6 protein-coding genes are annotated in these 13286 nt (G+C 55.6%); 4 read left to right on the forward strand and 2 right to left on the reverse strand.

Annotated features, from left to right (window positions below; all coding sequences use genetic code 11):
• Nucleotides 1–712: 712 nt before the first annotated feature.
• Nucleotides 713–3370 (forward strand): phosphotransferase RcsD, encoded by a 2658-nt coding sequence (gene rcsD, locus A1WC_RS07865; protein WP_016161574.1) that lies wholly within the window; start codon nt 713–715, stop codon nt 3368–3370.
• A 15-nt stretch (nt 3371–3385) separates the two neighbouring features.
• Nucleotides 3386–4036 carry a response regulator transcription factor RcsB gene (gene rcsB, locus A1WC_RS07860; protein ID WP_004201684.1) on the forward strand — a complete coding sequence of 217 codons (651 nt, stop codon included), beginning with the start codon at nt 3386–3388 and terminating at the stop codon, nt 4034–4036.
• 45 nt (nt 4037–4081) lie between these two features.
• Here the strand turns inward: rcsB and rcsC are convergent, their stop codons facing one another.
• Both rcsC and gyrA read right to left on the reverse strand, forming a co-directional pair.
• Nucleotides 4082–6922, reverse strand: coding sequence for a two-component system sensor histidine kinase RcsC (gene rcsC, locus A1WC_RS07855; protein WP_016161575.1), 2841 nt, complete (start codon nt 6920–6922; stop codon nt 4082–4084).
• 131 nt (nt 6923–7053) lie between these two features.
• Complete coding sequence (gyrA, locus tag A1WC_RS07850) at nt 7054–9687, reverse strand: DNA topoisomerase (ATP-hydrolyzing) subunit A (protein ID WP_008803974.1); 2634 nt, start codon at nt 9685–9687, stop codon at nt 7054–7056.
• Nucleotides 9688–9833: 146 nt separating this feature from the next.
• Between gyrA and ubiG the strand changes: the two genes are divergently transcribed.
• Nucleotides 9834–10562: a bifunctional 2-polyprenyl-6-hydroxyphenol methylase/3-demethylubiquinol 3-O-methyltransferase UbiG gene (ubiG, locus tag A1WC_RS07845; protein ID WP_008803973.1), complete on the forward strand. Its 729-nt coding sequence runs from the start codon at nt 9834–9836 to the stop codon at nt 10560–10562.
• A gap of 344 nt (nt 10563–10906) precedes the next feature.
• The gene (nrdA, locus tag A1WC_RS07840; RefSeq protein ID WP_008803972.1) at nt 10907–13192 is read left to right on the forward strand and encodes a class 1a ribonucleoside-diphosphate reductase subunit alpha; all 2286 of its coding nucleotides are present in this window, start codon (nt 10907–10909) and stop codon (nt 13190–13192) included.
• Nucleotides 13193–13286: the final 94 nt, after the last annotated feature.

Below are 13286 nucleotides of genomic sequence, written 5' to 3' on the forward strand. Positions count from 1 at the left end.
TCTAATCAGTCGGCTATTTCATTGTGCTGCAAAATGCAGAATAATCCAACAAGAATATGATACTAAAACTTCTAAGATGTTTCAAAATGCCCACAAGATGTTTCAATTTGTAAAAATGGCGGAACTTTTTGCACCACAAAATGGTCTGGGAAATACGCACTAATAATCAAAAAAAATATTTATTGGTTCACAATCAATCACATACACACAAATAACTCTATAGCACTGAATGGTAAAACAAAACTATCATTGGTGACTAAAATAACAGTCGCTATCATCATTAACTTTATTTATTACCGTCATTCAGTTCTGAATGTCTGTTTACCCCTATTTCAACCGGATGCCTCGCATCCGGTTTTTTTTACCCTTCTTTACACAACTTTAATTTATCTGTGCTACGGCAAAAAATTCCCTAACGACTATTAATCAATCAATTAGCCTGTCAATTGCCCTTATTCAGCCAATGTCTTGTTATTTCGTGCGATTCTTCCGCCTGTACTTTGTCAATATCGCGACTGGTCAGCGTTGTTGGCGCGGTTTCATTGGCGCTTCGATTCTAAGATAATTCCTGGAGAGTATCGCGCCGCTGGCACCATTCTGTAGTATGGATTTACGCCATTAGCCTTTATACTGCCTGCAGCATCTGCTTTGTTGCCAGTTACTCTGGCGCTACATCCTGTTTACAAACAATGATGAGTCGTTCAGCCACAAGATGACCCCGAAAAAATTCTCCCTGATCCCCGGCAACATCAGCCGCTTCTTCATTTTGATGGTTATTGTCCTGCTGGCGACGATGGGGGTGATGATTCAAAGTGCCGTCAATGCCTGGCTGAAAGAGAAGAGCTATCAGGTGGTTGATGTCTCCCACGCCTTGCACCAGCGCATTGACACCTGGCGCTATGCCACCTGGCAGATCTACGACAATATCGCCGCGACCTCGGCTAACGCTGCGAGCGGTGGCTTGCAGGAGACGCGTTTAAAACAGGACGTCTACTACCTTGAGAAGCCCCGGCGTAAAACCGAAGCGCTGATTTTTGGCTCCCACGATAGCTCGACCCTCGAGATGACGCAGAAAATGTCCGATTATCTCGATATCTTGTGGGGTGCGGAAACCATCCCATGGTCGATGTACTATCTCAATGGTCTGGACAATAGCCTGATTCTGGTCTCAACCCTGCCGTTGAAGGACCTCTCCTCAAGCTTTAAAGAGTCAACGATCAGTAGCGTCGTGGAATCCCGGCGCGCGGAGATGCTGCTGCAGGCCAATACCCTTGATGAGCGCGAGACCTTCTCGCCGCTGCGCCATCTCGCCTGGCAGAACGCGCACTACTTTACGTTACGCACCACCTTCAACCAGCCTGGACATCTGGCCACGGTGGTCGCTTTCGACCTGCCGATTAACGATCTGATCCCGCCAGGCATGGCGTTGGACAGCTTCCGTATCGAGCCAGACCCGTCGCAAAACCTTGCCACCAATCCTGACAAAGAGACGACCGACCATATCGGGATCACCTTTAACGGCATGCAGATCGACATCGCCACCGATATCAGCACTACCGGTATGCAGTTGCTCTGGACGGTACCGCTGAGCAGCATGCTGCTGGCCGCCCTGCAGAATATTCTTCTGCCGCTGCTGCTCAACATTGGCCTGCTGGCGCTAGCGCTGTTTGGTTTTACCACCTTTCGTCACTTTAAAGGACGCAGCAATCCGTCTGGCGCCGGGCTCCCTTCCGCCGCCAACAGCGAACTGCGTCTGCTACGCGCTATAAATGAAGAAATTGTTTCTTTGCTGCCGCTGGGGCTGCTGGTTCACGATCAGGAAGCCAACCGAACCCTTATCAGCAACCCTATTGCCGACCATCTGCTTCCGCACCTGAATCTGCAAAACATCACCAATATGGCGGACCAGCATCAGGGGGTGATTCAGGCTACCGTCAATAATGAGCAGTATGAAATCCGCCAGTATCGCAGCCAGGTAGCCCCGCGCACGCAGATCCTGATTATCCGAGACCAGGACCGCGAAGTGCTGGTCAATAAAAAGCTCAAGCAGGCCCAGCGCTTGTATGAGAAAAACCAGCAGGGGCGGGCGGCCTTTATGCAGCATATTGGCAGCGCCCTGAAGCAGCCCGCGCTGAACCTGGCGGCAGAGGCGGCGGCGCTCGACAGCGCAGAGAACCGGACGCTGGCGCAGCATGCCGATGAGCTGGTCAAACTGATCGATGACATTCAGCTCGCCAATCTGCTGGAAAGCGACACCTGGAAAACCAGCCAGGCGCTGTTCTCGGTTCAGGAACTGATCGATGACGTTGTACCGGAAGTTCTGCCGGCGATGAAGCGCAAGGGTCTGCAGCTGCTGATCAATAACGCGCTCCCTGCCGGTGAGCAGCGCTACGGTGACCGTGAAGCCCTGCGACGCACACTGGTGCTGTTAATCCAGTATTCCATCACCACCACGCCTATCGGCAAGATCACCCTCGACGTTTGCCAGGACGAGTCGGCCAGCGATCGTTTGACCTTCCGCATTCTTGATACTGGCAACGGCGTCTCGGCAAACGAGATCGACAATTTGCACTTCCCGTATCTCAACGAGACCCAGAGCGATCTGTACGGCAAGGCGAACGCCCTCACCTTCTGGCTGTGCGACCGCATGACGCGCAAACTGGGTGGGCAGTTGACCATCAAAGCGCGGGAGTCGCTGGGAACGCGCTATACCCTGCACCTGAAAATGCCGGCCAGCGAAGAGGCGCCAGAGGCGGGCGAACATCTGCTGGATGACGTTATCGTCCTGCTGGATGTGACTTCCAGTGAAGTGCGGCGGATTGTCACCCGCCAGCTGGAGAGCTGGGGGGCGTCCTGCATCACGCCGGACGATCGGGCGACAAGTCAAGCGTTCGATCTGTATTTAACGGATAATCCGTCTAATCTTACTGCTTCGGGCTTGCTTTTAAGCGATGATGAGGTCGGGATACGCAAGATCGGCCCGGGACAACTGCGGGTCAACTTTAATATTAGCACGGCGATGCAGGAGGCTATCCTGCAGCTTATTGAGCAGCAGCTGGCGGAGGAGGCGGTTCAGCCCGCCACCTCAGGAAACGAGAGTAACGCCGAACTCCATGCCAGCGGCTATTACGCACTGTTTGCCGATACGGTACCGGATGATGTTCAGAGATTGTATACTGAAATCGAAGCGGGCGATTTTGCTGCTCTGGCGCAAACCGCCCACCGCCTCAAAGGGGCATTTGCTATGCTTAATCTGATACCCGGCAAGCAGTTATGTGAAACGCTTGAGCATCTGATTCGCGAAAAGGATGCGCAAGGCATAGAAAAATATATCAGCGACATTGACGCTTACGTCAAGAGCTTGCTGTAGAAGGTAGCCTTATACATGAACACTATGAACGTAATTATTGCCGATGACCATCCGATCGTACTGTTCGGTATTCGTAAGTCACTTGAGCAAATTGAGTGGGTGAACGTCGTTGGCGAGTTTGAAGACTCCACGGCCCTTATCAACAATCTTCCGAAGCTGGACGCCCATGTGCTGATCACCGATCTGTCCATGCCCGGTGATAAATACGGCGACGGGATCACGCTGATTAAATACATCAAGCGCCACTTCCCGGATCTGTCGATCATTGTTCTGACCATGAACAACAACCCGGCGATCCTCAGCGCGGTGCTGGATTTGGATATCGAAGGGATCGTTCTCAAGCAAGGAGCGCCGACCGACCTGCCAAAAGCGCTGGCCGCGCTGCAGAAAGGGAAGAAATTCACACCGGAAAGCGTCTCTCGTCTGCTGGAAAAAATCAGCGCCAGCGGCTATGGCGATAAACGCCTGTCGCCGAAAGAGAGCGAAGTGCTGCGTCTGTTCGCTGAAGGCTTCCTGGTGACCGAGATCGCTAAAAAGCTCAACCGCAGCATCAAAACCATCAGTAGCCAGAAGAAGTCGGCAATGATGAAGCTGGGCGTGGAAAACGACATTGCGCTGCTGAACTACCTCTCCTCCGTCTCGCTGAGTTCGACGGATAAAGAGTAACCCCTTTGTTTTCTCCGTCTCGCCCCGGCGAGACGGAGCTCCCCGTTATTCCCGCCCGTTACGTACCCGCGCCGCATACACCGTCAGCGTTTGCTTCAGCACGTCGAGGGTGACCGGCTTGGACAGGCAGCTGTCCATCCCCGATTCAAGACAGCGCTGCTTCTCTTCCGCCAGGGCATTGGCGGTGACGCCGATCACCGGCAGCGTCAGGCCAAGCTGACGAATGCGCTGCGTCAGACGATAACCATCCATATTGGGCATGTTGACGTCGCTGAGCACGATATCGATATGCTGTTTGCTAAGTACGTTGAGCGCGTCGACCCCGTCGTTAGCGGTCACGCACTGGTAGCCGAGCGATCCCAGTTGATCCGCCAGCAGACGGCGGTTAATCGGGTGATCGTCGACCACGAGGATCATCATGTCGTCGTTATTACCGATCTGCGCGTCCGGCGCCATCAGCGCCCGGCTATTCTCCGCGCTGTCGAGGGCGACGTGGAAAATACGCCCCAGCAGCGGCAGCAGTTCATGCGGCGTCGTCACGCTGTGCAGCCACTCTCCGGCCGCTCGCTCCTGCGGGATGCCGATATGGCGGCGGCAGAAGATGACCATCGCACTCCCCTGCCAGCCCCTCTGCGCTTCATCGTCAGTCAGCAAGACATCGTCGGCGTCCGGCGTTTCTCCGGCATGGCGGCGTACCGTCAGGCCGTGATAGCTGAGCAGCGACGTGACGAACATCGCCAGCGAGGTATTATGAATTGCCAGCCAGCAGGTCTTGCCTGCGAAACCGTCCGCCGTCACCTGCGGTGTGTTCTGCACGCCATACAGCGGGATACGGATGGTAAAACGGCTGCCCATCCCCGGCTCCGTTTCCACGGCGATATCGCCATCCATCATGCTGATCAGCTTTTCACAGATCGCCAGGCCAAGGCCGGTGCCCTGGAAGTTTCGCTGCACGCCGGTCCCCACCTGGAAGAAGGGATCGAACAGGCGCAACACCTCTTTCGCCGGGATCCCCTCCCCGGTATCGCGGACGCTGATCTGCAGATAATCCCCCGCACACTGGACGTGCAGGATAATACAGCCGGTGTCGGTGAACTTGATCGCATTGCTCAGCAGGTTAGAGATCACCTGCTGCAGGCGCATCGGGTCGCCGGACATCTGCTCCGGGACATCCGGCTCGATAAAACAGTACAGACCCAGCTGCTTGCGTACCACCAGCGGCAGATAGTTAGCAGAGATATGGTTCATCACTTCGCGCGGGGAAAACTCCCGCGGCTCGATCTTCAACTGCTCAGACTCGATTTTCGAGAAATCGAGAATATCGCTGATGATTTTCAGCAGCAGGCTGGAAGAGTTGTTCATCGCCGTCACCAGGCGATCAACGCCCTTCGGCAGGGCCTTAGTCTGCAGCAGATCGAGGTTACCGATGATGCCGTATAGCGGGGTACGCAGCTCATGGCTGACGGTCGCAAGGAACATCGATTTCGACTGGCTGGCCTGTTCAGCCGCCTGGGCCATCTCCTGCAGCGACTCCTCCATTTTCACGCGGGCGGAAACGTCCACCAGCACGCAAATGGCGACGTTTTCATTGCGATAACGCGAATGGACAAAGCTAATCTGCAGGTTGGTATGGTTGCTGGTCAGCACATCGACAAAGTTGACCTGCTGGCCGCAGATGATCTGCGTCAGCCGCTGGCGATCCTCATGGGTCAGCATATTCAGGTAGTTGTGCGCCAGCTCGTTACTGAGAATATTGGTCCCGTCGACGGTGCGCAGAATACAGATCCCCACCGGGGCTGAGGCCACGATTTTGCGGTTGAACTGTTCATGCTCTTCCAGTCGCTGCGCATCATTTTCCGCCGGGATAAAAATGCGCCGCTCATACATTCGCGCCAGCGCAAACAGCATTGCTCCGGTCAGAATATTGAGAATGATGGCGTTGATGATGAGCATGCGGATCCGCTCCAGCACCTGGTCCACCGAAACGGAATAGACGATACTTAAGGAGGACGGCGCCAGGCTTTTTTTCAGCACCAGCTCGCGAAAACCTGCGCTGTAGCCAAACCACATCCGCTCCTGCATCCACTTCGCTTCGCTCTGGATTTTGCCTTCCGCGCCGGCCAACGAGATCAGCGGCTGGCCGTTATCGTCAAAAATCGTCACGCTCATCGGCAAACTGCCTGGCGTGAAGAAGCTCTCCATACGGATGGTCTGCTCCACGCCGAGCATCGCCTGCAGACGGTTGGCCATATAGACCGGGGTCAGGGCATAAAAGTAGCCCACGCCGGGGCGCATGCCCTGGCTTATCCAGAACAGGTTGTTGCCGCGCTCGTTTTGCGGCGCGTTGCGATATTGCTCAATGCGCTGATGCAGGACTTTCAGCGCCTGATCGCGCTCAATCGGCACGTCCCGTAGGCCAAAGTTGGCCATGCAGAGGTTATCGCTGCCAATGAGAAAGATGCGGTTAAGGTCGTAGGCAGCGGTAAAATTATCCCGCCAGTAGCGCATAAACCACGCCAGTGATTGCAGCGAATTACGCCAGGTGCTGCTCATCGCGCTGCAGTCGGAATCTGGGTACAGGGGTTCAAAGTTGGGCACCGCTATATCGCCGTTTTGCCCTTGCGCTACCGCGTCCCCTGCCGACAAGCGGTTACCGGCGACGTACTTCAGCTCTTTAATCACGTCCGCCGTACGCTGAATATAGCGCTGGGCCTGATCGGCGTTGAGATTGAGCTCCTGATGGATCTCGGCTTCCCGCTCGTGCAGGGCATTGACGATATAGAACACAGAGACAAACGCAATCAGCAGCCACAGTAATACCGCCAGCGCTCTGAACAGATAACGTGAAACCTTCAGGGTTGTATGAAACGAGGCAAGATATTTCAATGTGGCGATGCTCGGCCGTCAGGGACTCAACAGAATGGGGTTAAAGTAGCGGTAAACCGGCTTTGCCGCAATCTTAATGCAAAAAGGGCCGGGAGAATACCCGGCCCTTTCAGAACATTTACCTGCGACGATTACTCTTCGTCTTCGGCGATGTCGTCATCGGTATCCGCTTCCGGGGCGATATCGTCATCGCCTTCCGCTACGCTACCGTCGATGGCATCCAGTTCTTCGTCGTCCACCGGCTCTGCCACGCGCTGCAGACCCACCACGTTTTCATCTTCCGCGGTGCGGATGAGGATCACACCCTGGGTGTTACGGCCCACGATGCTCACTTCGGAAACGCGGGTACGAACCAGCGTCCCGGCGTCGGTGATCATCATGATCTGATCGCAGTCATCCACCTGCACGGCGCCCACAACGGAGCCGTTACGCTCGGTGACTTTGATCGAGATAACGCCCTGAGTGGCACGCGATTTGGTCGGATACTCCGCCGCTGCGGTACGTTTACCGTAACCGTTTTGCGTTACCGTCAGGATCGCGCCTTCGCCGCGCGGAATAATCAGCGAGACGACGCTGTCGTTTTCCGCCAGCTTGATGCCGCGTACGCCGGTGGCGGTACGGCCCATGGCGCGAACGGCGTCTTCTTTGAAGCGCACAACCTTACCGGCCGCGGAGAACAGCATCACTTCGTCCTGACCAGAGGTCAGATCGACGCCGATCAGCTCATCGCCTTCGTTCAGATTGACCGCGATGATACCGGCGGAACGCGGACGGCTGAACTCGGTCAGCGCGGTTTTCTTCACGGTACCGCTGGCGGTCGCCATAAAGACGTTGACGCCCTCTTCGTACTCGCGGACCGGCAGGATGGCGGTGATACGCTCATCGGCTTCCAGCGGCAGCAGGTTGACGATCGGACGACCGCGCGCGCCGCGACTGGCTTCCGGCAGCTGATAGACCTTCATCCAGTACAGACGGCCACGGCTCGAGAAGCAGAGGATAGTGTCATGGGTGTTAGCCACCAGCAGGCGGTCGATAAAGTCTTCTTCTTTAATGCGCGCTGCTGACTTGCCTTTACCGCCACGACGCTGTGCTTCGTAGTCGGTCAGCGGCTGATACTTCACATAGCCCTGATGCGACAGGGTGACCACCACGTCTTCCTGGTTGATCAGATCTTCGATGTTAATATCAGCGCTGTTGGCAGTGATTTCGGTACGACGTTCGTCGCCGAACTGGTCACGGATCAGTTCCAGCTCTTCGCGAATCACTTCCATCAGACGATCGGCGCTGCCGAGAATGTGCAGCAGTTCCGCGATCTGCTCCAGCAACTCTTTATATTCGTCGAGCAGTTTTTCATGCTCAAGGCCGGTCAGTTTCTGCAGACGCAGATCCAGAATCGCCTGAGCCTGCTGCTCGGTCAGATAGTATTTACCGTCGCGCACGCCGAACTCTGGCTCCAGCCATTCCGGACGCGCGGCGTCATCACCGGCGCGCTCCAGCATCGCCGCAACGTTACCGAGATCCCACGCCTGGGCAACCAGCGCCGTTTTCGCTTCTGCCGGGGTCGGCGCGCGACGGATCAGTTCGATAATCGGGTCGATGTTGGCCAGCGCAACGGCCAGCGCTTCGAGGATATGCGCCCGGTCGCGCGCTTTGCGCAGTTCGAAAATCGTACGACGGGTCACCACTTCGCGGCGGTGGCGTACAAACGCGGCGATGATGTCCTTCAGGTTCATGATCTTCGGCTGACCATGGTGCAGAGCAACCATGTTGATGCCGAAGGAGACCTGCAGCTGGGTCTGGGAATAGAGGTTGTTGAGCACCACTTCCCCTACCGCATCGCGCTTCACTTCAATCACGATGCGCATCCCGTCTTTATCAGACTCGTCACGCAGCGCGCTGATGCCTTCCACGCGTTTTTCTTTGACCAGCTCGGCGATTTTCTCAATCAGGCGCGCTTTGTTCACCTGATACGGAATTTCGTGCACGATGATGGTTTCGCGGCCGGATTTCGCGTCCACTTCCACTTCCGCGCGCGCGCGGATGTACACTTTACCGCGACCGGTGCGGTAAGCCTCTTCAATGCCACGACGGCCATTAATAATGGCGGCGGTCGGGAAATCAGGGCCTGGAATATGCGCCATCAGCCCTTCAATGCTGATGTCTTCATCGTCAACATACGCCAGACAGCCGTTGATCACTTCCGTCAGGTTATGCGGCGGTATATTGGTCGCCATCCCTACGGCGATCCCGGAGGCGCCGTTCACCAGCAGGTTAGGAATTTTGGTCGGCATGACGTCCGGAATACGCTCCGTACCGTCATAGTTGTCGACGAAATCGACCGTCTCTTTTTCAAGATCGGCCATCAGCTCATGAGCGATTTTCGCCAGACGAATTTCGGTATAACGCATCGCCGCGGCGGAGTCGCCGTCGATGGAACCGAAGTTACCCTGGCCGTCCACCAGCATGTAACGCAGCGAGAACGGCTGCGCCATACGAACGATGGTGTCGTATACCGCGGAGTCGCCGTGCGGGTGGTATTTACCGATTACGTCACCAACGACACGGGCTGATTTTTTATAGGCTTTGTTCCAGTCATTGCCCAATACGTTCATGGCGTAAAGTACGCGACGGTGTACCGGCTTCAGGCCATCTCGGACATCCGGCAGCGCACGGCCAACAATGACCGACATCGCATAATCCAGATAAGAGTTCTTAAGCTCTTCCTCAATGTTGACCGGTGTAATTTCTCTCGCAAGGTCGCTCATCTAACCGCTATCCCTCTACTGTATCCCGGATTCAAAGGTCGCAAATTATAACACAGCCGCGCTAATAGAGGTAAAGCAATACGGTTTATTCATGGCGCGCTGCTGATATACTCGCAGGTCTGAACAGAAAAGGAGTAAAAGCGCCCATGAATGCCGAAAAAACGTCGGTAGCCCCTAACGTCGATCATGCTGAAATCGCCAAATTCGAAGCCGTCGCCTCGCGCTGGTGGGATCTGGAGGGCGAGTTCAAACCGCTCCACCGCATCAACCCGCTGCGGCTGGGCTATATCGCCGAACGCTCCGGCGGCCTGTTCGGTAAAAAAGTCCTCGATGTCGGCTGCGGCGGCGGCATTCTCGCCGAGAGCATGGCGCGCGAAGGTGCGACGGTCACCGGACTGGACATGGGTGCCGAACCGCTGCAGGTCGCGAAGCTGCACGCCCTGGAGAGCGGTATTCAGGTGGACTATGTTCAGGAAACGGTTGAGGAACATGCCGCGAAGCATCCGCAGCAGTATGACGTCGTGACCTGTATGGAGATGCTGGAGCACGTGCCCGACCCGCAGTCGGTGGTGCATGCCTGCGCGCGGCTGGTGAAGCCCGGCGGACAGGTCTTCTTCTCCACCATCAACCGCAACGGCAAGGCCTGGCTGATGGCGGTGGTTGGTGCGGAATATGTCATGAAGATGGTGCCTAAGGGCACTCATGATGTGAAGAAGTTTATCAAACCGGCCGAGCTGCTGAGCTGGGTAGATCAGACAACTCTGAAAGAGCAGCATATCATCGGTCTGCATTACAATCCGCTGACCAACACCTTCAAGTTAGCGCCGGGGGTTGATGTTAACTATATGTTGCATACCACCGCCAAACAGGACTGAGGTCAGCACCTGCGCTTATGATGATTGCGCGGCATCAAGCCGCGTGATTATTTCTTCCGATGAAGAAATCAGCACTCGATCAAATTTTCATTTTTTTTTCTGTTTTATTGACTTCTTCTCCAGGCCTTATGCGACGTGGACTTGCGGATTATTACCCTTCCGCAACCTCAATTTAACGTCAAAATCAACCCTTGTACTCAAAAGATTCCTTACTAAAATACTCACCATATAGCGTTTCTTTTATCGACAACCCCCTACATATAGTATTTATCCACAGAGTTAGTCACAACGGCCTTCTGTGGATAAACGGGGGATATTTTCTTTCACGGACAGGTAAAATCCACATGAATCAGAGTCTGCTGGTGACAAAGCGCGACGGGACCACCGAGCGCATCAATCTCGACAAAATCCATCGCGTACTGGATTGGGCGGCAGAAGGACTGAATAACGTTTCGATTTCCCAGGTAGAGCTGCGCTCTCATATCCAGTTCTATGACGGCATCAAAACCGCGGACATCCACGAAACCATTATTAAAGCCGCCGCGGATTTGATCTCCCGCGACGCGCCGGATTACCAGTACCTCGCCGCGCGTCTGGCGATTTTCCATTTGCGTAAAAAAGCCTTCGGCCAGTTTGAGCCGCCGGCGCTCTACGATCACGTGGTGAAGATGGTCGAGAAGGGTAAATACGATCATCATCTGCTGGAAGACTACACGGAAGAAGAGTTCCAGCAGATGGACGGTTTCCTCGACCACTGGCGCGACATGAACTTCTCCTACGCAGCCGTTAAGCAGCTGGAAGGCAAGTATCTGGTACAAAACCGCGTTACCGGCGAAATTTATGAGAGCGCGCAGTTCCTCTATATTCTGGTGGCTGCCTGCCTGTTCTCGAACTACCCGCGCGAAACCCGTCTGGACTACATTAAGCGTTTCTACGACGCGGTATCGACCTTTAAAATCTCGCTGCCGACGCCAATCATGTCCGGCGTGCGCACCCCAACCCGTCAGTTCAGCTCCTGCGTGCTGATCGAGTGCGGCGACAGCCTGGATTCCATCAACGCCACCTCCAGCGCGATTGTGAAATACGTTTCCCAGCGCGCCGGTATCGGCATCAACGCCGGGCGCATTCGCGCGCTGGGCAGCCCGATCCGTGGCGGCGAAGCCTTCCACACCGGCTGCATTCCGTTCTACAAACATTTCCAGACCGCGGTGAAATCCTGCTCACAGGGCGGCGTTCGCGGCGGCGCGGCGACCCTCTTCTACCCAATGTGGCATCTGGAAGTGGAAAGCCTGCTGGTGCTGAAAAACAACCGCGGTACCGACGCCAACCGCGTTCGTCACATGGACTACGGGGTGCAGATCAACAAACTGATGTACACCCGTCTGCTGAAGGGCGGCGACATTACCCTGTTCAGCCCTTCCGATGTCCCGGGCCTGTATGACGCTTTCTTTGCCGATCAGGACGAGTTCGAGCGCCTGTACACCCAGTACGAGCAGGACGACAGCATTCGCAAACAGCGTATTAAAGCCGTTGAGCTGTTCTCGCTGATGATGCAGGAGCGCGCCTCTACCGGCCGCATCTATATCCAGAACGTCGACCACTGCAACACCCACAGCCCGTTCGATCCGGTGGTCGCCCCGGTGCGTCAGTCTAACCTGTGCCTGGAGATTGCCCTGCCGACCAAACCGCTGGAAGACGTCAACGACGAAAACGGCGAAATCGCGCTGTGCACCCTGTCGGCCTTCAACCTCGGCGCGATTGACAGCCTCGACGAGCTGGAAGAGCTGGCGGTGCTGGCGGTGCGTGCCCTGGATGCGCTGCTGGACTATCAGGATTACCCGATCCCGGCCGCCAAACGCGGCGCGATGGGGCGTCGTACGCTGGGCATCGGCGTGATCAACTTCGCTTACTATCTGGCGAAGCATGGCAAACGCTACTCCGACGGCAGCGCCAACAACCTGACGCACAAAACCTTCGAAGCGATTCAGTACTACCTGCTGAAGGCCTCCAACGAGCTGGCTATCGAGCAGGGCGCCTGCCCGTGGTTCAATGAAACCACCTATGCGCAGGGTATCCTGCCGATCGATACCTATAAGAAAGACCTGGACGGCATCGTCAGCGAATCTCTGCACTTCGACTGGGAAGCATTGCGCGAATCCATTAAAACCCACGGTCTGCGTAACTCCACGCTCTCCGCACTGATGCCGTCCGAGACCTCGTCGCAGATCTCCAACGCCACCAACGGCATTGAGCCGCCGCGCGGCCACGTCAGTATCAAAGCGTCCAAGGACGGTATCCTGCGCCAGGTGGTGCCGGATTACGAAAATCTGCAGAACGCCTATGAGCTGCTGTGGGAAATGCCGAACAACGACGGTTATCTGCAGCTGGTGGGTATCATGCAGAAGTTTATCGACCAGTCGATCTCTGCCAACACCAACTACGATCCGACGCGCTTCCCGTCCGGAAAAGTGCCGATGCAGCAGTTGCTCAAAGACCTGCTCAACGCCTATAAATTCGGTGTCAAAACGCTGTACTATCACAACACCCGTGATGGCGCAGAAGACGCTCAGGATGACCTGGCCCCGTCCATCCAGGACGACGGCTGCGAAAGCGGCGCTTGTAAGATCTAAGTTATTTTTGCCGGGTGGCGCGATGCTTACCCGGCCTACGATTGTGTAGGCCCGGCCAACGTAGTACCGCCGGGCAATACATTTCAACAGGACT

The organism is Klebsiella sp. KTE92, assembly GCF_000398905.1.
Lineage (GTDB): Bacteria > Pseudomonadota > Gammaproteobacteria > Enterobacterales > Enterobacteriaceae > Klebsiella > Klebsiella variicola.

Coding starts and splice junctions, on each gene's coding strand:
- rcsB (WP_004201684.1), top strand. CDS start 3,386: ATGAACACTATGAACGTAATTATTGCCGATGACCATCCGATCGTACTG.
- rcsD (WP_016161574.1), top strand. CDS start 713: ATGACCCCGAAAAAATTCTCCCTGATCCCCGGCAACATCAGCCGCTTC.
- ubiG (WP_008803973.1), top strand. CDS start 9,834: ATGAATGCCGAAAAAACGTCGGTAGCCCCTAACGTCGATCATGCTGAA.
- gyrA (WP_008803974.1), bottom strand. CDS start 9,687: ATGAGCGACCTTGCGAGAGAAATTACACCGGTCAACATTGAGGAAGAG.
- nrdA (WP_008803972.1), top strand. CDS start 10,907: ATGAATCAGAGTCTGCTGGTGACAAAGCGCGACGGGACCACCGAGCGC.